This is a genomic window from Phycicoccus sp. Root563, assembly GCF_001427915.1.
Lineage (GTDB): Bacteria > Actinomycetota > Actinomycetes > Actinomycetales > Dermatophilaceae > Pedococcus.
In genome coordinates this window covers 1600948-1621033 of sequence record NZ_LMGM01000001.1, presented here as the reverse complement: position 1 = coordinate 1621033, position 20086 = coordinate 1600948, and the positions used below count along the sequence as shown (strand labels likewise).

Below are 20086 nucleotides of genomic sequence, written 5' to 3'. Positions count from 1 at the left end.
CGTCATATAGCGGTCGCCGACGAGAAAGGAACCACCCCGTGCTCATCGCACAGCGCCCCTCACTCAGCGAAGAGGTCGTTGCGGACAACCGCAGCCGCTTCGTCATCGAGCCCCTCGAGCCCGGCTTCGGCTACACGCTCGGCAACTCCATGCGCCGCACGCTCCTGTCGAGCATCCCCGGTGCCGCCGTGACCAGCATCCGCATCGACGGTGTGCTGCACGAGTTCTCCACGATCCCCGGGGTCAAGGAAGACGTCACCGAGATCATCCTCAACATCAAGGGCCTGGTCGTCTCCTCGGAGCACGACGAGCCCGTGGTCATGTACCTGCGCAAGACCGGCTCCGGCCCGGTCACCGCCGCCGACATCGCGCCCCCGGCCGGTGTCGAGGTCCACAACCCCCACCTGCACATCGCCACGCTCAACGGCAAGGGCAAGGTCGAGATGGAGCTGACCGTCGAGCGCGGTCGCGGTTACGTCTCGGCCAACCAGAACAAGTCCGGCGACCAGGAGATCGGCCGCATCCCGGTCGACTCCATCTACTCGCCCGTGCTCGCCGTGACCTACAAGGTCGAGGCGACCCGTGTCGAGCAGCGCACCGACTTCGACAAGCTGATCGTGGACGTCGAGACCAAGAACTCGATGGCTCCCCGTGACGCCATGGCCTCCGCCGGCAAGACCCTGGTCGAGCTGTTCGGCCTGGCCCGCGAGCTCAACGTCGAGGCCGAGGGCATCGACATGGGCCCGTCGCCGACCGACGCCGCCCTGGCCGCCGACCTGGCGCTGCCGATCGAGGACCTCGACCTCACCGTGCGTTCGTACAACTGCCTCAAGCGCGAGGGCATCCACACCGTGGGTGAGCTCGTGGGTCGCAGCGAGGCGGACCTGCTCGACATCCGCAACTTCGGTGCGAAGTCGATCGACGAGGTCAAGGCCAAGCTCGTCGGCATGGGCCTGGCGCTCAAGGACAGCCCGCCCGGGTTCGACCCGAGCGCGATCGCTGACAACTACGGCGACTACGACGACGACTTCGCTGACGACGGCCGCGCGCTGGCCGAAGACGAGCAGCTCTGACCAACCGCCGCTGAGGTGGCGGTCTGAACACCGCCACCTCACACACCAAGGAGAACCCAAACATGCCTACGCCCACCAAGGGTCCCCGTCTCGGCGGCGGTCCGGCTCACGAGCGCCACATCCTGGCGAACCTGGCCGCTTCCCTGTTCGAGCACGACTCCATCACCACCACCGAGGCCAAGGCCAAGCGCCTTCGCCCGCTGGCCGAGCGTCTGGTGACGTTCGCCAAGCGCGGTGACCTGCACGCGCGTCGCCGCGTCATGTCGGTCATCGAGGACAAGGGTGTCGTCCACCGCCTCTTCACCGAGATCGCGCCCGACATGGCCGAGCGTCCCGGTGGCTACACCCGCATCACCAAGATCGGCGCCCGCAAGGGTGACAACGCGCCCATGGCCGTGATCGAGCTCGTCCGCGAGCCCATCGCGAAGAAGGCCACGGTCAAGGAGGCGGAGGCCGCCACCAAGCGCTCCGCCAAGCAGGCCGAGGCCAAGGAGGCCGCGGTCGAGACCAAGGTCGCCGAGGACGAGGCGAAGGCCCAGACCACCGAGGCGACCGAGACCACCGAGGCGGCTGCGCTGCCCGAGGGTGCGATCGCTGCCAACGAGGACGGTTCCACCCCCGACGAGGCCTACGTCGTCAAGGGCAACGCCGACTCCGGCAAGTACCACGAGGCCGACGGCCAGTGGTTCGAGCAGACGCACGCCGAGTTCTGGTTCAAGTCCGCCGAGGACGCCGAGAAGGCTGGCTTCACCAAGGCCGGTTCCTGATCCGGTAGCCACTGGCTGACCGTCGAAGGGCCGCTCACCCCCACGGGGTGGGCGGCCCTTCGCCGTGCCCGGGCACCCTACGGACGCGCGCCCGGGCGTCGGGTCGCCGAGATTGAAGCGTCAGCGACGTCAGGACGTCGCTGACGCTTCAAACTCGCCGGGTGGGGACGCCGGGTCAGGTGCGGCGGGCCCGGAAGACGCCGGCGAGGGGGAGGATGAGCAGGACCAGCACCATGGGGACCGCGAAGCCGACGCGCAGGGAGTCCTGGCCGACGGCACCGGTGAGCACCGCCCCGAGCAGGCCCCCGACGTAGTTGAACTGGTTGAAGCGGGCGATGACCGCGTCCACGCGGGCACGACGCGCCTCCCCGTCCACGCCGTCACCGGCCACCACCGCGGCGGCGGAGAAGCTCAGGGGGGCGATCACCGCGACGGAGGCGCCCACGACGGTGAAGCCGACCACCGCCACGGGCCAGGTGGGTGAGAAGACGATCACGGCCAGACCCAGGCTCGCCGCCACTGCGCCCCCGCGCACGAGGGGGACCGCGCCGAACCGTTCCACGGCCCGGTCGCCGAGGAGCCGTGTCAGGCCGCTGGCGACGAGGTAGGGGAGCGTGGCCAGCGGGAGCAGCCAGGCCGGCGCGTCGTGGGCGGACTTGAGGAAGACCGGTCCCCACGTCGTCGCGGCCGTGTCGACCATGTAGAAGAGCACCATCGCGGCCCCGAGCAGGCCGATCCGTCGCCACGGGATGTCGATCGCCACGGCCGGGGGTGCGTCGCCGACCGCGGAGACGGCGTGGGGCAGCAGTGGTGCACCGATGGCCAGGGCTGCCACGGCAGCGAGGGGGAGGAGCCCTGCGGTGAGCTCGGCGTTCGTCACGGCGATGGCGACGAGCGTGCCGATGATGCCGCCGACCGTCCACGCACCGTGGAAGGAGGGCAGGATCGTGCGTCCCCACCGGTGCTCGAGGGCCACGGCCTGCATGTTGCCCGCTGCGTCCACCGCACCGAGCCCGAGGCCGTAGACGGCCAGTCCCGCGACGAACACCGGCCGCTGGGGAGCGAGGGCGACCAGGGCGAGCCCCACCGTGATCAGGCCGAAGGCGACCCGCAGCACGGTCGCGCTGCCCAGCCGGCGGGCACCGGGTTCGGTGAGGACCGAGCCCACCCCCGCGAGCAGGACGACCATGAGCAGGAGCCCGGTGATGAACAGCTCGTCGAGGTCCCAGCGGTCCTGGAAGCGTGGCAGGCGGGTCGTCACCGAGATGAACAGCAGTCCTTGCGTGGCGAACGTCGCGGCGATGCCCAGCCGCTGCCGGGTCAGGGCGGCCTCCGAGGTGGCCGGGGTCGTGGTCCGCGGATCGCTCACCGGGACACTGTGGCAGACGGGGCCGGGCGGTGGGGTGCAGTCGCCCCGGACCGAGCCGTCCGGCCCGAGCCGTCGGCTCGACCCGACCCACCACGTACCCCGACCGAGCCGTCGGGGTACGTGCTGCGCGTCGCTAGGCTGGCGGCATGGTCGAGGACGCGGGGTCGGGCGGTGGCACGCTCCGGGTCCGGCTGGACCTCGCCTACGACGGGACCGACTTCTCCGGGTGGGCCGCCCAGCCCGGCCTGCGCACGGTCGAGGGCGAGCTGTCGGCGGCGTTGACGACGTTGCTCCGCGCGCCTGCTCCCGTGCGGCTCACGGTCGCCGGGCGCACCGACGCGGGGGTCCACGCCCGCGGGCAGGTGGTGCACGCCGACGTGGACGCCGAGGCCTGGGCCCGCGTCCCTGGTCGGTCCGACCGTGAGCCGGGGGTCGCAGCCCGGACCCGCCTCGGCGGGATCCTGCCACCGGACGTGGTCGTGCACGCGGTGACCGAGGCCCCGGACGGGTTCGACGCCCGCTTCTCGGCCCTGCGCCGCCGCTACCTCTACCGGTTGTGTGACGACCCCGCCGCCGCCGACCCCTTGCGTCGGCGGGACACCGTGCACACCAAGCGCGGGCTGGACGTGGCTGCCATGGATGCCGCGGCCCGGACTCTCGTGGGGCTCAACGACTTCGCGGCGTTCTGCAAGAAGCGGGAGGGGGCCACGACGGTCCGCACCCTGCTGGAGTACTCGTGGGAGCGGCAGGAGGACGGGACCCTGGCAGCGACGGTGGTGGCCGATGCGTTCTGCCACTCCATGGTGCGGTCGCTCGTGGGGGTCGTGGTGCCCGTGGGCGAGGGGCGCCGACCGCTCGACTGGCCCGCCGAGGTGCTGCGCGCCTCCCGGCGGGACGCGGCCGTCAGCGTGATGCCGCCCCACGGGCTCTCCCTCGAGGAGGTCGTCTACCCCGACGCCGCGGGTCTCGCGGCGAGGGCGTCCGAGTCCCGCTCGGTGCGCTCGCTGCCGGGCCCGGGGGACTCCGGGAGCGGCGGCCCCACCACCTCGAGGCCGTAGCGCGGTCCGACCTCGTTCCACCGGGCGATCTCCTCGCCCATGGGACGGCCGTCGGGGCCGGGCAGGCGTCGCTCGGCGGCCGGCAGGCCCACCTCCGGGTAGAGGTCGAAGAGGTGCCCGGGATCGCTGAGGCCGACGAAGCGGACCGCCTGCTCGCCGGTGACGCGGAAGGCGTGCGGGATGCCGGCGGGCAGCCAGATGAGGTCGCCGGCACCGAGCTCGAACACCTCGTCGCCCGCGCGGTAGGTCATCGAGCCGTCCAGGAGGTAGAAGCCCTCGGCCTCGTTCGTGTGCCGGTGCAGCGGTGTGGCGGTGCCGGGCGGTTGCGTCACGAGGGCGACACCCACCCGTCCGCCGGACTCTTCAGCGGTGAGGAGGTGCTCGAACAGGCTCCCCATCGCCCAGGTGGCCGGACCGGTGCCGGCGCGGCGGTGGACCACCCGGCCGGCGGTGCCCACGGGTTCGGGTCGAGCCATGACGGCCTCCTCGCAGATTTCGTCCGAACCAGATTCAGGCGAATATTGGTACGGTAGGGGCGATGTCCGAGACCGTCAAGACCCGCGCCTACCGCTCGACGGTGCGTGCCGAGCGAGCCGCCCGGACCCGCCACCGCGTCCTGGTGGCCGCTCGGGAGCTGCTGGGGCAGCTCGGGTACGACGCCACGACGGTGGCCATGGTCGCCGAGCGCGCAGGCGTCTCCGTCGACACCGTGTACGCCAGCGTGGGCCGCAAGCCCCAGCTCGCCGTCGCGGTGGTGGACATGGTGCTGGGGTCGTCCGACGAGACGCTGGCCGCCGAGGAGCGTGCGTACGTCAAGGCGGTCCGTGCCGCTGAGGGTGCTCGCCGCAAGCTCGAGCTGTATGCCGCTGCCGTGGGTGAGGTGGTCCCCGGCACGGCTCCCCTCATGGACGCCCTGCGGCGCGCCGGCGAGAACGACGACGAGTGCGCCCGAGCCTGGGCTGCGGTGGTGGACCGGCGCGCGGCGAACATGATGCTGCTGGCAGCCGACCTGCGGGCAACGGGTGAGCTGCGTGCGGAGCTCGTCGACCGGGACGTCGCGGACATCATCTGGTCGACCAACGCCCACGAGTACTGGTTGCTGCTGCAGTCCCGAGGTTGGTCACGACAGCGTTATGCCGACCTCCTCGCGGACCTGTGGTGCCGGCTGCTCCTGGTCGGGACGGCCCCACCCACCCCGTGAACGGCCGCGTCCCGTCGGGCTCAGTCCCGGATGGCGGCGTAGCCGATGGCGTCGTGGATCGCGAGGCCGGCGAACGACGGTGAGCCGGAGTAGGCCCCCACGACGAGGTCGAGCTGCACCTCCATCTGCGCCATCGTCCCACCGTAGAAGGACTGCTTCACCGACACCGGGTCGTCACCGAGGTGGTTGGTCTCCTGGCCGATGCGGACCGGGACGCCGAGCTCGGCGCCGGCGCGGACCTCGTTGGCGGACAGCGCGATCGACCCGTCGACGCCGCTCGCGAGGCGACGGTAGGCCATCACCGTGACGCCGTCCGTGCGCTTCATGACCTCCCGGTCGAAGGTCGACCTGTTGGCCGGGATCTCGTTGAACCAGAACGGGATGTCCGCCTCGAGGGGGGTGCTGCCCGCGGTCGCACGGAAGGCGTCGAGGGTGGCCAGGTACTTCGTCACGACGGTGGACCGCTTCTTCGTCCACGCGGGGGTGTTGTAGGGCTCGATGTCGACGTGGACACCGGTGAACAGCCCGGTGGCGAGAGCGGGGCGCAGCCAGCTCGTGACGGCGGCCGAGGGGTTGTCGACCCAGCCGGGGTCGCCGCCGAGCGCGTCGACCCTCAGGCCTGACGCCTGGGCCAGGGTGACCAGCGCACGCAGCTCCGCGAGCTTCGGCGAGCTGTCCACGTGGGCGGGGACGGCGGCATACAGCTGGCCGATGCCGCGGGAGGTGGCCAGGGCGACGACGGCCTGCGCGTCGGAGGTGTCCCACACGTACATGGCGCGCGCGACAGGGATCGCGGGGGTGGCGGCGGCGACGGCGCCCGGGACGGGCCGGGTTCTGCGGACCTTGGTGGCCTTGGTTCCCTGGGGGCTCTTCGCGCGGGTCGGCAAGGCCGTCCCGGCGGCCGGGGCGGTCTTCGGGCCGTTCTGGGCGGCACTGGCCTGCGCGGCAGCGCTCACGCCGATGATGCCGATGAGGGACACGAGGCTGACCATAACGACGGCGCGCAACGCGGTGGTGGGACGGGGCACGAGGAGACCTTTCGACGACACCTCGATGGTTGCCGTGGTGGGCGGGTCCCCCGAGCCGACTTGGGCAAGCCTTGACCGTTGCCTCGTCCGTACGGTCACCCGCGCACCCCCCTTGTGGTGCGGATGTCCGCGCGGGCTTGCGCCGACGGCCGGGGCCGGGCACGGGGGAGCCCGGCCGGCGCCAGCCGGCGATATCGAGGTGACGGCAGGGCCCGCGGTGCAGCACCCTTGTCCCGTGGGCCACATCGACGTCAACTCCGTCAGCTTCGTCCTGCCCGACGGCAGGCCGCTGCTCGGCGACGTCTCGCTCCGGGTGGGGGAGGGCGCCAAGGTCGCGCTCATCGGTCCCAACGGCACGGGCAAGACGACCCTGGGGCGGATCATCGCCGGGGACCTGACGGCGAACGACGGTGCCGTGACGCGTTCTGGCGGGCTCGGGGTGATGCGCCAGTTCATCGGCTCGGTCCGGGACGACTCCACCGTCCGCGACCTGCTCGTCTCCGTGGCACCGGCCGCGATCCGCGCCGCTGCCGCCGAGATCGACCGGACCGAGCTGGCCATGATGGAGCGCGACGAGGAGTCGGACCAGATGGCCTACGCGCAGGCGCTGGTCACGTGGGGCGACGTCGGAGGCTACGACTACGAGACGCTCTGGGACGTGTGCACCGTGGCAGCCCTCGGTATGCCGTTCGACAAGGCCCAGTGGCGCAAGGTCACCACCCTCTCGGGCGGGGAGCAGAAGCGCGTGGTCCTCGAGGCGCTCCTGCGCGGGCCCGAGGAGGTCCTGCTGCTCGACGAGCCGGACAACTACCTCGACGTCCCCGCCAAGCGCTGGCTCGAGGACCAGCTCATCGCCTCGCCGAAGACGGTGCTGTTCGTCAGCCACGACCGCGAGCTGCTCGACCGCGTCGCCACCCGCATCGCGACGCTCGAGCCCGGGAGCGCCGGGTCGAGCCTCTGGGTGCACCCGGGCCGCTTCGCGACCTACCAGCAGGCTCGTGAGGACCGGAACTCCCGCCTCGAGGAGCTCGCCCGCCGCTGGGACGAGGAGCACCTCAAGCTCAAGGCGCTGGTCGTCATGTACCGGCAGAAGGCCTCGTACAACTCCGACATGGCGCCCAAGCTGCAGGCGGCCGAGACGCGCTTGCGGCGGTTCGTCGAGGCGGGGCCGCCCGAGGCGATCCCGTTGCGGCAGAACGTCAGGATGCGCCTGCAGGGTGGGCGCACGGCCAAGCGCGCGGTCATCGCCGAGGGTCTCGAGCTCACCGGGTTGATGCGTCCCTTCGACCTCGAGGTCTGGTTCGGGGAGCGGGTCGCGGTCCTCGGGAGCAACGGGTCGGGCAAGTCGCACTTCCTGCGCCTCGTGGCGTGCGGCGGCAGCGACCCCGACGTGGAGCACCAGCCGGTCGGCGACGTCGTCCCCCGCCCCGTCGAGCACACCGGGCGGCTCCGCCTCGGGTCGAGGGTGCGGCCGGGGTGGTTCGCCCAGACGCACGAGCAGCCCTCGCTGACCGGACGGACGCTGCTGGAGATCCTGCACCGCGGTGACGAGCACCGGGCCGGGAAGCCTCGCGAGGAGGCAGCCCGGGCGCTGGACCGCTACGGCCTGGCGCGGGCCAGTGAGCAGACCTTCGAGTCGCTCTCCGGTGGGCAGCAGGCGCGGTTCCAGATCCTGCTGCTCGAGCTGTCAGGTGCCACGTGCCTGCTGCTGGACGAACCCACGGACAACCTCGACCTGCACTCGGCCGAGGCCCTGGAGGAGGGGCTGGCCGCGTTCGAGGGGACGGTGATCGCGGTGACCCACGACCGCTGGTTCTCCCGCGGCTTCGACCGGTTCCTCGTCTTCGGCGCCGACGGCCGCGTCTACGAGAGCGACGAGCCGGTCTGGGACGAGGGTCGCGTCGTCCGCAGCCGCTGAGCTGCCCGGTGCTGGGCGGGCCAGGACGCTGGGATCCCCGACGTCCTGGCCCGCGTGGTGGCGAGGGTCAGGTCCTGTTCTGCCGGTCGAGCGCCACCGCGCCGGTGGCTCCCACGGTGACCGTGGCGTACCCGCGGCCGTTCACCTGGACGGGTGCGCTGCCGTTGGCGCAGCCGGCCCGTGTCGCCTTGCCCTCGAGCACGTTGCAGTAGCGGCCCCGGGCCAGTCCGGTCTGCACGGTGATCGTCTTCGCCGCTGGACCGTTGTTGAACGCCACCCATCCCCGGTCGCCCCGGCTGAAGGAGATGACGTTGTCGCCGTCGGTCCAGAAGTTGCCCCGGCGAGCGGTGCCGACGTAGTTGTGCCAGCCCACCATCCCGAGGATGCCCGGGTTGCGGTGCGTGCAGGTCCACTGGCCGTTGGCGCAGTCGGTGTTGGTGATGATCCCGTTGGCGTCGGAGGGCGGGGAGTCGTCCGTCGTGTTCCAGGTGAAGCCCGAGAAGACCTGCGGATGGCCGTACCCGTCGGCGAGGAGCCACTCGTTGGCCAGCACGTAGCGCGCGCCGTCCTTGTAGTTGAGGGCGTCGCCGTTGCGCTCCGTGTCGTGGTTCGTGACGAAGGACAGCGTCTTCGCCGCCGGGGTGAGCCCCGAGCCGGAACCGAAGACCTGCAGGGTCGCGAGGCTGCCGATGTGCTCTGCCGGGTAGCTCTTGAAGGCATCGCGGATCTGCTTGACCCCGTCGAGGCCGAGCACGTCACCACTGCTCGTGAAGGCCTGGGGCGACAGGACGCCGGGTCCGCCGCCGAACACCTCGAGGGCCCAGTACGGCTTCACCTTGTCCCGCGTGCGGTGGAGCTTGGCGTAGATGGCATCGAGGTCGGTCTGGCCGACGTGCTTCGCCGCGTCGACGCGGAACCCGGAGACGCCGTAGCCGATCAGCGTGTTGAGGTAGGCGGCAAGTCGGTCCTGGACCGTCGGGCTCGACGTGTCGAGGTCCGCCAGTCCCACCAGCTCGCAGGTGAACACCTGGTGCCGGTTGTTGAAGTCCTCGATGCCACCCGAGGCGGAGGTGCAGTCGTCGGGCCCGGTGCCCTTGTGGTGGAAGTCGGTCTCCGAGTACACGCCCGGGTAGTTGAAGTGGGTGTAGGTCTGGCCGCCGTAGGACGTGCTGCCCTGCCCCGTCATGTGGTTGATGACCGCGTCGACGTAGACCTTCACGCCTGCCTTGCGACAGGTGGTGACCATGGACCTGAACTGCGCCTCGGAGCCCATCCGGCTGGTGAGGGCGTAGTCGACGGGCTGGTAGACCTCCCACCAGGGGTGGAGGACGGTGTTGCTGCCGTCGCCCAGGGCGATCCGCTTGAGGGAGTCCGCCGGCGCCGAGACCTGGACGCCCTGGTAGCCCCCGGGCCCGAGCACCGTGGTGCACTCGTTGCCGACCGAGTCCCAGTTCCACTCGAAGAGGTTTGCCGTGACGCCGGGAACCTCGGTGCGGTTGCCGTCGCCCTGGGCGGAGGTGACCGATGACGGGATGCCCATCGCGAGCCCGACGGTCAGGACGGTCCCGGCCACGAGGGCCGTCCGTGTGCGGGTGCCTCGGGGCATCCGTGGTGTGACTTTCCTGGACATGGCACTCCTTTGTGCTCGGCGGAGGCTGCGGGATGGCAGCGGCCCATCGTTCATGGTGACCCAGGTCACACCGTGACGCCACCGTGGCGACGGCGATCGCGTTGCCGCAGGTCAAGAGATCGCAATTTCTTGCAGCAAGTTGCAACGCACTCTGGCGAGTCGGACGAACAGGGTCATAGGGTGTGCCGGCACCCCCGCAGCAAAGGAGCTGTCAATGGTCCGTTCGTCCGTCGTCGCCGCCGTCAGCGGCGCAGCGCTGGTCCTCTCCGGGGCGCTCGTCCCGCTCACCGCGGCCCCGGCCGCAGCGGCCGAACGGACGGTGACCCTCGTCGGGTCGCTCCAGTCCGAGCTCGGCTGCGATGCGGACTGGGCCCCCGCATGCACCGCGACCGACCTGACGCGGGTCGGCGCCGGCACGACCTACGCGAAGACCGTGACCGTCCCCGCGGGCACCTACGAGTACAAGGTCGCCATCGACCACTCGTGGGACGAGAGCTACGGCGCCGGTGGCGCCAAGGGCGGAGCGAACCTCCCGCTGGTCCTCAAGGGGCCGGCCAGGCTCGAGTTCACCTACGACGACGTGTCGCACCAGGTCGGTGTCCGCCCCGTCACCCTGTCCGGGCCGGCCACCACCGCCGACAAGGCGTATGCCGCGGACTCGCTGCGCCAGCCGCTCACCAAGGAGCGCTACTACTTCGTCATGGCGGACCGGTTCGCCAACGGGGACAAGGGGAACGACCTCGGCGGGCTCACGGGCGGACGGCTCGCGACGGGGTACGACCCGACGGACAAGGGCTTCTACCACGGTGGTGACCTCAAGGGAATCGAGGGCAAGCTCGACTACATCAAGGGCCTGGGCACGACGGCGATCTGGCTGACCCCGTCGTTCAAGAACAAGCCGGTTCAGGGTTCCGCGGGCAACGAGAGCGCGGGCTACCACGGCTACTGGATCACCGACTTCACCCAGGTCGACCCGCACCTCGGCACCAACGCCGACCTCAAGGCCCTGATCGCCGCGGCGCACGCCAAGGGGATGAAGGTCTTCTTCGACATCATCACCAACCACACCGCGGACGTCATCAACTACAAGGAGAACCAGTACACCTACCGCGACAAGACGGCCTTCCCCTACAAGGACGCCGACGGCACCGTCTTCGACGACAAGGCGTACGCGGGCAAGCCCGGCTTCCCGAAGCTCGACCCCAGGACCTCGTTCCCCTACACCCCGGTCTTCACCAACGCCGGCGACTCCACGGCCAAGGTCCCGGCGTGGCTCAACGACCCGACGAACTACCACAACCGTGGTGACTCGACCTTCGCCGGTGAGTCCTCGGAGTACGGCGACTTCGTCGGCCTCGACGACCTGTTCACCGAGCAGCAGGACGTCGAGAAGGGCATGGAGGACATCTACAAGGCGTGGGTCGACTTCGGGGTCGACGGCTTCCGCATCGACACGGTCAAGCACGTCAACATGGAGTTCTGGCAGTCGTTCAGCCCGGCGATGATCGCCCAGGCCAAGGCCCGCAAGAACGACGACTTCTTCATGTTCGGCGAGGTCTACGACGCACGCCCCTCGTACATGTCGCAGTTCACGACGACCGGGAAGCTGCAGGCCACCCTCGACTTCGGGTTCCAGGCGCAGGCCACCAACTGGGCCCAGGGCAAGGCGGGGACGGACCTGCGCGACCTCTATGCCGACGACGACTACTACACGGACACCGACTCGAACGCGTACGAGCTGCCGACCTTCCTCGGCAACCACGACATGGGTCGCGTCGGCTACCTCCTCAAGGGGGCCGACCCGGTCGGACCGGCGCTGATGTCGAAGGTCAAGCTCGCCGACTCCCTGATGTACCTCACGCGTGGCCAACCCATCACCTACTACGGCGACGAGCAGGGCTTCGTCGGCTACGGCGGTGACAAGGACGCCCGGCAGGACATGTTCGCCTCCAAGGTCGCCGACCGGCCCAAGGCGGGTGGTGGCACCGACCCCGGCTACACCACGCAGCCCGTCCTCGGCGGGACCGCCGGCTCCAAGGACCGCTACTCGACGAGCGCCCCGCTCTACCAGCACATCAAGTCGCTGGCGGCGGTCCGCGCCGCGAACCCGGCCCTCGCCGACGGAGCCCAGGTCCACCGCTACGCCAGCAGCAACGCCGGTGTCTTCGCCTTCTCCCGGATCGACGAGGGCAAGCGCGTGGAGTACGTCGTCGCCGCCAACAACGCGACCACCACGAAGTCGGCGACGTTCGCCACGTACGGGCACAACCAGACCTTCAAGCCCGTGTACGGGACCTCGCGGCTGGTCCGGTCGGCCAAGGACGGTCGCGTCACGGTGAGCGTCCCCGCCCAGTCCGTGTCGGTCTGGAAGGCGACGTCCCCGATGGACAAGCCGAAGTCGGCCCCGGCGGTCTACCTCACCTCGCCCGGCGCCGGCGACGTCGTCGGCGGTCGCGCCGAGATCGGCGCCGCCATCCCGGACAACACCTTCGCCCAGGTGAGCTTCCTCTACCGCCCGGTCGGCACCACGGCCTGGCAGAAGCTCGGCACCGACGACAACGCGCCGTACCGCGTCTTCCACGACGTGAGCGGGATGGCCAAGGGGACCCTGCTCGAGTACCGCGCCGTCGCCAAGGACAGCGCCGGGCACGTCTCTGCCTCCTCGTCCTACGGCATCGTCGGCGACCCCAAGCCCGCTGGTGGCGGCGACGGTGGTGGCGTCGGTCCGGTGACCCAGCCGGCGAACGTCAGCGTTCCCGGTGACCACAACAGCGAGATGGGCTGTGCCGCCGACTGGGCGCCCGACTGCGACCAGGCCCAGCTCACGCTCGACCCGAAGGACCACGTCTGGAAGGGGACGTACACGCTCCCTCCGGCCGAGCACGCCTACAAGGCGGCGATCGACAAGAAGTGGGACGAGAACTACGGCGCCGGCGGCCGCCCCAACGGCGACAACATCAGCTACACCGCGCCGAGCGGACCGGTGACGTTCTACTACGACCACGCCACGCACTGGGCCACCTCCGACGCCCAGGGACCGATCATCACGGCCCCGGGTGCCTTCCAGAGCGAGCTGGGCTGCCCAGCTGACTGGAGCCCGGACTGCATGCAGCCGTGGCTGCAGGACCCGGACGGCGACAAGACGTACACGTGGTCGACCGACCAGCTCCCGCCCGGCACCTACGAGTTCAAGATCGCCCACGGCCTGAACTGGGACGAGAACTACGGCGCGGGTGGCGCACCCGGCGGAGCGAACCTCTCGGTGACCGTCCCCGCGGCCGGGATGATCACGTCGATCTCCTACGACCTCGCGACGCACGTGGCGACCACCAAGGTGGTCCGGGCCGGCTCGGCTCCCGACCTGACCAAGCAGCGCGCCATCTGGGTCGACCGCGACACCGTCGCCTGGCCCGCCGACATGGTCCCCGACGGTGCCAACCCGGCCCTGCTCAAATGGCGCCTCGCATGGTCCGCCAAGGGTGGGCTCACGGTCGATGCCGAGGACATCACCGGTGGCTCCTCCGCCCCGCTGACGTTCGACCCCGCGGGCCTGCCTGCGAAGGTCACGACGGCGCACCCCGAGCTCAAGGGCTACCTCGCCCTGAACCTCGACAAGCGCACCGCGAACGCCGTCCCCGTGATCCTGCGCGGACAGGTCGCCGTCGGCATGTACGACTCGCTGAACCGGCTGCTCGACGCCACCGGGACCCAGAACGCCTACGCCCTGGACGACCTGTATGCCGCCGGGGCGAGCAAGCGCGCCTACGGCGTCACCTTCCAGGGTCGCAAGCCGGTGTTCCGGCTGTGGGCACCGACCGCGCAGAAGGTCGACGTCCTCACCTGGGCGCCCGACGCGAAGGCGAACGCCCCGACCAGTGCTGCCAAGCGCACCGCGATGACCCGGGCGGACGACGGGTCGTGGTCGGCCATGGCCGGATGGCGCAACGCGCGCTACCTGTACGAGGTGACCGTCTGGGTGCCCTCCACGGGCAAGGTCGAGACCAGCCAGGTCACCGACCCCTACTCGGTGGCCCTGACGCTCAACTCGACCCGGTCGGTCGCCGTGGACCTGCGGGACCCGGCGTACCGTCCGGCCCTGTGGTCGACGACGAAGGCGCCCGCGCTGAAGCAGGACGTCGACTCGACCATCTACGAGCTGCACGTGCGCGACTTCTCCGTCAACGACACGACGGTGAGCGCCGAGAACCGCGGCTCCTACCTCGCGTTCGCGGAGAACGGCAACGGCACCAAGCACCTCAAGGCGCTCGCGGCCGCCGGACTCAACACGGTGCACCTGCTGCCGACCTTCGACATCGCCTCGATCGAGGAGGACCCGGCCAAGCAGGCCAAGCCCGCGTGCAACCTGAAGTCGTACGCCCCGGACAGCGAGCAGCAGCAGGCCTGCATCGAGCCCACCCGCTCGGGCGACGCCTTCAACTGGGGCTACGACCCGTGGCACTGGATGGCGCCCGAGGGCTCGTACGCCTCCACCCCGGCCAAGGCCGACGGTGGCACCCGCGTCGCCGAGTTCCGCACCATGGTCGGTGCGCTGCACCGCGACGGGCTGCGGGTCGTCCTCGACCAGGTCTTCAACCACACGCCCAGCTCGGGCCAGGCGCCGACCAGCGTCCTCGACAAGGTCGTCCCCGGGTACTACCAGCGACTGAACGCCACGGGCGGCGTCGAGACGTCGACCTGCTGCCAGAACGTCGCCACCGAGCACGCCATGGCCCAGAAGGCCATGGTCGACGCCGTCGTCCTGTGGGCCAAGGACTACAAGGTCGACGGGTTCCGCTTCGACCTCATGGGTCACCACAGCAAGGCGAACATGCTCGCGATCCGGGGCGCCCTCGACAAGCTGACCCTGGCCCGGGACGGGGTGGACGGGAAGAAGGTCTACCTCTACGGCGAGGGCTGGAACTTCGGCGAGGTCGCCGACAACGCGCGCTTCGTGCAGGCCACCCAGGGACAGCTCGGGGGCACCGGCATCGGGACGTTCTCCGACCGCCTGAGGGACGCCGTCCGTGGCGGTGGGCCGTTCGACGACGACCCGCGCACCCAGGGCTTCGGCAGCGGGGAAGCGACCGACCCCAACGGTGACAGTGGGGCAAACCCTTCTGCCGCAACGCGACTCAAGCACGACACCGACCTCGTCCAGCTCGGTATGGCGGGCAACCTGCGTTCGTTCGCCTTCCGGCTCAACGAGAACGGCAAGGTCGCCCAGGGCAAGGACGTCGACTACAACGGCGCGCCGGCGGGGTACGCCGACCAGCCCGACGAGGTCATCAGCTACGTCGACGCCCACGACAACGAGACGTTGTTCGACAGCCTGGCCTTCAAGCTGCCGCAGGCCACGACGATGAAGGACCGGGTGCGGATGAACTCGGTCTCATTGGCCACGACGGCCCTCGCGCAGACGCCGTCGTTCTGGCACGCGGGCGCCGACCTGCTGCGCAGCAAGTCGCTCGACCGCAACAGCTACGACAGCGGTGACTGGTTCAACACCCTCGACTGGACCGGTGCCGACAACGGCTTCGGGCACGGTTTGCCGCTCAAGGGCGACAACGAGGCGAAGTGGCCGTACATGAAGCCGCTGCTCGCCGACCCGGCGCTCAAGCCGACGGCGAACGACGTGCAGTCCGCCAGCGCCCAGGCGCAGGAGCTGCTCCGGCTGCGGTTCTCCACCCCGCTGTTCCGGCTCGGCAACGCCGACGCGATCCGGGCCAAGGTCTCCTACCCGGCGAGCGGCACGGCCGACGCGGTGTCCGGCGTGATCGCCATGCGGATCGACGACACCGTCGGCGCCGACGTCGACCCGCGGCTCAAGGGCCTGGTCGTCGTCATCAACGCCTCGCCGACGGCCGTGACCCAGAAGGTGCCCGGCCTGGCCGGTGCCTCCCTGGCGCTGTCCCCGGTGCAGGCGTCCGGAGCCGACCCGGTCGTCAAGTCCTCATCGTGGAACGCGACGGCCGGCACGGCGACGGTCCCGCCGCGCACCGTCGCGGTGTTCGTCCAGCGCTGACCGACGACACCACCGAGGCCCCCTGAGCGAGCGCGCTCAGGGGGCCTCGGTCGTGCGACGGGCCGCTGCCTACTGGGTGAGGACCACGTCGGTGCCGGACAGCGTGGCCCGGAACCCGTTCTGCTGCACCGAGACCCCGGTCAGACGCATGCCGGCGGGCAGCCCGGTCACCGTGTGGCGGATCGTCACGAACCGCCGGGCGGCGGCGGACAGGGCCGTGTCGACCAGGCCGGGGCCGCCCAGGTCGACGCTCTCGGGCTCGATGACCAGCTGGCCGTCGACGGCTCGCACCGTTCCCGTGGCGCGGACGGAGAGGTCGCGCCCCAGGATGCTCGCAGTCCGGCGGACGCCCGCCCGGCCGTTGCCGGCGGCATACAGCTCGACGTCACCGATCTGGCGCGCGGCGGTGGCGAACGGGAGGACCGCCCCGAGGTCGAGCCGCTGGGCCCTCAGCCCGTCGGCGGTGAGGCGCACTCCGGCGCCGGTCGCCCGCACGTCGGTGAGGGGGCCGTCGGAGGTCAGGACCGTGCTGCTGGTGAGGTCGACGTCGCTGAGCCAGGTCTCACCCTCCGCGACGCTCGCCGGTGCCCCCGAGGGGGCGGGGGAGGGCGACGACGTCGCTGGAGCCGGGTCGGCGACGGGCAGCGTGCCCACGACGACCACGGCCGCCACGGCGAGGGCCACGAGGGTGGTGAGGACTCCGGCGAGGAAGGAACGCATGTCCCCAGTCTGTGGGCTCAGGCGGGGGCTGGCTCGGTGACGGACCGGTCCTGGTGACGTTCCTGGCGGATGGCGGGGAGGTACAGGGCGGCGCCGATGATGCTGAAGGCTCCCGCCACGATGATGGCCATCGCCGTGCTGGTGCTCTCGGCGAACGGGCCGAGGACGAGCATCCCGAGGCTGAATGCGCCGCCGGCGATCATCGAGTTCATCGACAGGACCGTGGTGCGGTTGCGGGCCTCGGCCTGGCGGTGCAGCAGGGTGCTGTGCACCGGGCCCCCGGAACCGTGCAACGTGTAGGTGACGAGGAAGGCGGTGATCAGGCCGACCGTCCCGAGCATCAGGCCCATGACGACGATGAAGGCGCCGTTGAGCACGCGGGCGAGGACCGCGGTCCAGGCGACGCCGATGCGGCGGCTCGCGAGCCCCGCTGCAGCCGAGCCGACGGCGAACAGGCCCCAGGCGGCGGCCGACACCGGCCCCATGAGCGCGCCCGCCTCCGTCTCGCCCCCGGCGAGCTCGGCCAGCCGCACCGGCATGAACGTCTCGAACGCGATCATGCCGACCGACCAGAACACCTCGACGAGCACGAGCGCCAGCAGCACGCGTGATGTGCGGAGCGTGCGCAGGCCGTCGACGACGACCGTCGGTGCCTGCCTGGCCGAGGCCAGGGCGCGGTGGAACCCGGTGGAGTCGACGTGGGTCACGGGCTCGCGCACGAGCACCGACACGGCGGCGAGGTGGACGACGTAGAAGCCGATGGCGCACCAGTACGGGAACTCCAGGGCCGTCAGCGCCCGCACCGGGTGCCAGGCGATGAGGCCGCCGGAGACCAGCGCGCCGGAGGCGATGGCCAGCCCGAGGACCGTGCCCGCGCGGGAGAGCCCGTCCTCGACCGGGATGGCCGGGTCCTCGGCGTGGGCGGTGTCGACGTACCAGGACTCCAGCGGCCCGGAGTCCAGCGCACGGAACACGCCCTGCAGCAGCAGCGCCACGACGAACCCCGTGAAGGTGTGGGAGGTGATGAACACGAGGCCCGAGACGAGGGCGACCACGGCCGAGGCCACGAGCACCGGGCGGCGGCCCAGCGCGTCGGCGAACCCGCCCGTCGGCAGCTCGAGGCCGAGGACGACGAAGCCCTGCATCGAGAAGATGACACCGAGCTGGGCCAGGCTCATGCCGCGCTCGAGGACGAGCAGTGTCGTGACACCGATGGTGAGTCCCACCGGGAACCACCGGGTGAAGGTGAGCAGCAGCAGGACCCGGCGGGCCTGCAGGGCGGTCACGGGGGAGGTGGTCATGACTGGTCCGTCCCCCGGGGGACCCGGTCGAGGTCCAGCGGGTAGGTGGCGGTGTAGACGGCAAGGCGACGCGCGTTGGGGTTGCCCTGTCCCACCCGCCGGTAGCGGGCGATGAGCTCGTCGATCTCCACCTTGAGCTCCTCCACCTGCGCGGCCGTGGCGACGATGAAGGAGTCGTTGAGCCCCACGGCGTCGCGCCACTCCATGGGCCAGTCGGCCTCGACGTCGAGCCACTTCTCGAACCGCTCGGAGAAGTGCCGCGCGTAGTCGCGGACCAGCCAGTTGAGGGCCGTCTCGGAGTCCTCGTCGCCGGCGAAGTCGCTCGGCTCGAACTGGTGGCTCTCGGTGGCCGCCTGCCACAGCCGCCGCTTGCCCTCACCGTCACCGGTGTCGCTCACGAGGCCCACCGACTCCAGCTTGCGCAGGTGGTACGAGGTGGCGCCGGAGTTGGTGCCGAGCTGGGTCGCCAGGTCGGTCGCCGTGGCCGGACCCCCGATCCGCAGGCGCGAGAGCAGGCGCGAGCGCAGGGGATGGGCGAGGACCTTCAGTGAGGTCGCATCGAGCCGGAAGCCGGTCAGGCCGGCACTCGTGGAGGGTTCATCGGGAGCCATGCGTGCACAATACATGTGCACACTCTGTTTGCACAAGATCTGTGCACGGGTGCTCGGAAAGCGTGTTCTCGCAGGTCAGGTGCCATTCCCGGCTGCCCCGGGGACGATTTGGGTCCACCGCACCCCACCCGTAAACTTGAGCACTGTTGTGCCGTGCGCCCTCGCAAGGCGACACATCAGCGCCTCGGGCGCCCACGGCACACGGATCCTTCCCAGCAAGCAAAGGGCCAGTACATTGCGCACTTTTACCCCGAAGCCGGCCGAGGTCACTCGGACCTGGCACGTCATCGACGCCACGGACGTCGTCCTGGGTCGCCTGGCGAGCCAGACCGCGATCCTCCTGCGCGGCAAGCACAAGACCACCTTCGCGCCGCACGTCGACGGTGGTGACTTCGTCATCATCATCAACGCCGACAAGGTCGCCCTCACCGGCGCCAAGCTCGAGCAGAAGAAGGCGTACCGCCACTCCGGTTTCCCGGGCGGCCTGCGGAGCACCTCCTACACCGAGCTCCTCGCCAAGAGCCCCGAGAAGGCTGTGGAGAAGGCCGTCCGCGGCATGCTTCCCCACACGACCCTCGGGCGCGAGCAGCTGACTCACCTCAAGGTCTACGCCGGCGGCGAGCACCCCCACGCGGCCCAGCAGCCGAAGCCCTTCGAGATCTCACAGGTCGCGCAGTAAGTCCGCAAGGACCTGTGCAAGAAAGCGAATTGAGGACATCACGTGGCTGACACCACCGAGAACATCGACTCGACCGACGAGGTCGAGCTCACCGAGTACACCTCCGAGTCCGAGGGTCCCGTCTCCGACGAGCCCACGCGACGTGCGAGCGCCACGGCGCCCGGCGCGGCGACCGGCCGACGCAAGCAGGCCATCGCCCGCGTGCGCATCGTCCCCGGCACCGGCGAGTGGAAGATCAACGGGCGCACGCTCGAGCACTACTTCCCGAACAAGGTCCACCAGCAGATCGTCAACGAGCCGCTCACGCTGCTCGAGCTCGACGGTGCCTACGACGTGCTCGTGCGCGTCCACGGCGGTGGCCCCTCCGGCCAGGCCGGCGCGGTGCGCCTCGGCGTCGCCCGCTCGCTGAACGGGATCGACGAGGAGCTGAACCGTCCCGCACTCAAGAAGGCCGGCTTCCTCAAGCGCGACTCCCGCGTCCCGGAGCGCAAGAAGGCTGGTCTCAAGAAGGCCCGCAAGGCGCCTCAGTACTCCAAGCGCTGATCCTGGCTGGCGCCAGGCTCACCCGCTTGGCTCCTCCGCGCTGACAGATCAGCGTGGGCGTCGCTTCGGCGCCTGCCGTCTCACCACCGCGATGGCGGCACCCGCACGTCGGGTGCCGCCATCGCGGCGTTCGGGGGAGTAGGTTCCTCGAGATGCCCGTGTTCGC

The 20086-nt window shown here is 70.6% G+C and carries 15 protein-coding genes; 8 read left to right on the top strand and 7 right to left on the bottom strand.

Features of this window, described 5'->3' with window-relative positions; genetic code table 11:
* Positions 1-38: 38 nt before the first annotated feature.
* Entirely contained in the window at positions 39-1073 is a 1035-nt protein-coding gene (locus ASD62_RS07630) for a DNA-directed RNA polymerase subunit alpha (RefSeq protein WP_056915448.1), read from the top strand.
* A 62-nt stretch (positions 1074-1135) separates the two neighbouring features.
* On the top strand, positions 1136-1840 hold the full coding sequence (gene rplQ, locus ASD62_RS07625) for a 50S ribosomal protein L17 (protein ID WP_056915447.1): 705 nt from the start codon (positions 1136-1138) through the stop codon (positions 1838-1840).
* Between the two features lie 175 nt (positions 1841-2015).
* Here the strand turns inward: rplQ and ASD62_RS07620 are convergent, their stop codons facing one another.
* A complete protein-coding gene (locus tag ASD62_RS07620) occupies positions 2016-3209 on the bottom strand; it encodes an MFS transporter (protein ID WP_056915446.1) in 1194 nt (397 codons plus the stop codon).
* A gap of 146 nt (positions 3210-3355) precedes the next feature.
* On the opposite strand from ASD62_RS07620, the gene truA reads away from it, so the two are divergent.
* Positions 3356-4267 carry a tRNA pseudouridine(38-40) synthase TruA gene (gene truA, locus ASD62_RS07615; protein WP_056915445.1) on the top strand — a complete coding sequence of 304 codons (912 nt, stop codon included), beginning with the start codon at positions 3356-3358 and terminating at the stop codon, positions 4265-4267.
* Here the strand turns inward: truA and ASD62_RS07610 are convergent.
* On the bottom strand, positions 4156-4743 hold the full coding sequence (locus ASD62_RS07610) for a cupin domain-containing protein (RefSeq protein ID WP_056915444.1): 588 nt from the start codon (positions 4741-4743) through the stop codon (positions 4156-4158). The two genes, truA and ASD62_RS07610, sit on opposite strands and share 112 nt — an antisense overlap.
* A 62-nt stretch (positions 4744-4805) precedes the next feature.
* Between ASD62_RS07610 and ASD62_RS07605 the strand changes: the two genes are divergently transcribed.
* On the top strand, positions 4806-5468 hold the full coding sequence (locus ASD62_RS07605; RefSeq protein ID WP_056915443.1) for a TetR/AcrR family transcriptional regulator: 663 nt from the start codon (positions 4806-4808) through the stop codon (positions 5466-5468).
* Between the two features lie 20 nt (positions 5469-5488).
* Here ASD62_RS07605 and ASD62_RS07600 read toward each other — a convergent pair whose 3' ends face one another.
* On the bottom strand, positions 5489-6496 hold the full coding sequence (locus ASD62_RS07600) for a hypothetical protein (RefSeq protein WP_056915442.1): 1008 nt from the start codon (positions 6494-6496) through the stop codon (positions 5489-5491).
* 235 nt (positions 6497-6731) lie between these two features.
* Between ASD62_RS07600 and ASD62_RS07595 the strand changes: the two genes are divergently transcribed.
* Positions 6732-8414, top strand: a complete 1683-nt coding sequence (locus ASD62_RS07595) for an ABC-F family ATP-binding cassette domain-containing protein (RefSeq protein WP_056915441.1) — start codon at positions 6732-6734, stop codon at positions 8412-8414.
* 67 nt (positions 8415-8481) lie between these two features.
* On the opposite strand, the gene ASD62_RS07590 is transcribed toward ASD62_RS07595, so the two are convergent.
* Positions 8482-10044 (bottom strand): alpha-amylase family protein, encoded by a 1563-nt coding sequence (locus ASD62_RS07590; RefSeq protein ID WP_162254756.1) that lies wholly within the window; start codon positions 10042-10044, stop codon positions 8482-8484.
* Positions 10045-10258: 214 nt separating this feature from the next.
* Between ASD62_RS07590 and pulA the strand changes: the two genes are divergently transcribed.
* Entirely contained in the window at positions 10259-16066 is a 5808-nt protein-coding gene (pulA, locus tag ASD62_RS07585) for a pullulanase-type alpha-1,6-glucosidase (RefSeq protein WP_056915439.1), read from the top strand.
* Positions 16067-16135: 69 nt separating this feature from the next.
* On the opposite strand, the gene ASD62_RS07580 is transcribed toward pulA, so the two are convergent.
* Genes ASD62_RS07580 through ASD62_RS07570 form a run of 3 tightly spaced genes read right to left on the bottom strand, consistent with a single transcriptional unit; the run spans position 16136 to position 18698 of the window.
* Positions 16136-16786 (bottom strand): LmeA family phospholipid-binding protein, encoded by a 651-nt coding sequence (locus ASD62_RS07580; RefSeq protein WP_056915438.1) that lies wholly within the window; start codon positions 16784-16786, stop codon positions 16136-16138.
* A gap of 17 nt (positions 16787-16803) precedes the next feature.
* On the bottom strand, positions 16804-18087 hold the full coding sequence (locus ASD62_RS07575; protein WP_056915437.1) for an MFS transporter: 1284 nt from the start codon (positions 18085-18087) through the stop codon (positions 16804-16806).
* Positions 18084-18698, bottom strand: coding sequence for a winged helix-turn-helix domain-containing protein (locus ASD62_RS07570; RefSeq protein WP_056915436.1), 615 nt, complete (start codon positions 18696-18698; stop codon positions 18084-18086). The genes ASD62_RS07575 and ASD62_RS07570 overlap by 4 nt, the downstream gene beginning before the upstream one ends.
* 235 nt (positions 18699-18933) lie before the next feature.
* Here ASD62_RS07570 and rplM point away from each other — a divergent pair, with 235 nt between their 5' ends.
* The gene (gene rplM, locus ASD62_RS07565) at positions 18934-19377 is read left to right on the top strand and encodes a 50S ribosomal protein L13 (RefSeq protein WP_056915435.1); all 444 of its coding nucleotides are present in this window, start codon (positions 18934-18936) and stop codon (positions 19375-19377) included.
* A gap of 42 nt (positions 19378-19419) precedes the next feature.
* On the top strand, positions 19420-19920 hold the full coding sequence (rpsI, locus tag ASD62_RS07560) for a 30S ribosomal protein S9 (protein ID WP_056915434.1): 501 nt from the start codon (positions 19420-19422) through the stop codon (positions 19918-19920).
* Positions 19921-20086: the final 166 nt, after the last annotated feature.

Coding starts and splice junctions, on each gene's coding strand:
- ASD62_RS07570 (WP_056915436.1), bottom strand. CDS start 18,698: ATGGCTCCCGATGAACCCTCCACGAGTGCCGGCCTGACCGGCTTCCGG.
- ASD62_RS07610 (WP_056915444.1), bottom strand. CDS start 4,743: ATGGCTCGACCCGAACCCGTGGGCACCGCCGGCCGGGTGGTCCACCGC.
- truA (WP_056915445.1), top strand. CDS start 3,356: ATGGTCGAGGACGCGGGGTCGGGCGGTGGCACGCTCCGGGTCCGGCTG.
- pulA (WP_056915439.1), top strand. CDS start 10,259: ATGGTCCGTTCGTCCGTCGTCGCCGCCGTCAGCGGCGCAGCGCTGGTC.
- ASD62_RS07605 (WP_056915443.1), top strand. CDS start 4,806: ATGTCCGAGACCGTCAAGACCCGCGCCTACCGCTCGACGGTGCGTGCC.
- ASD62_RS07590 (WP_162254756.1), bottom strand. CDS start 10,044: ATGTCCAGGAAAGTCACACCACGGATGCCCCGAGGCACCCGCACACGG.
- rplQ (WP_056915447.1), top strand. CDS start 1,136: ATGCCTACGCCCACCAAGGGTCCCCGTCTCGGCGGCGGTCCGGCTCAC.
- ASD62_RS07580 (WP_056915438.1), bottom strand. CDS start 16,786: ATGCGTTCCTTCCTCGCCGGAGTCCTCACCACCCTCGTGGCCCTCGCC.
- ASD62_RS07575 (WP_056915437.1), bottom strand. CDS start 18,087: ATGACCACCTCCCCCGTGACCGCCCTGCAGGCCCGCCGGGTCCTGCTG.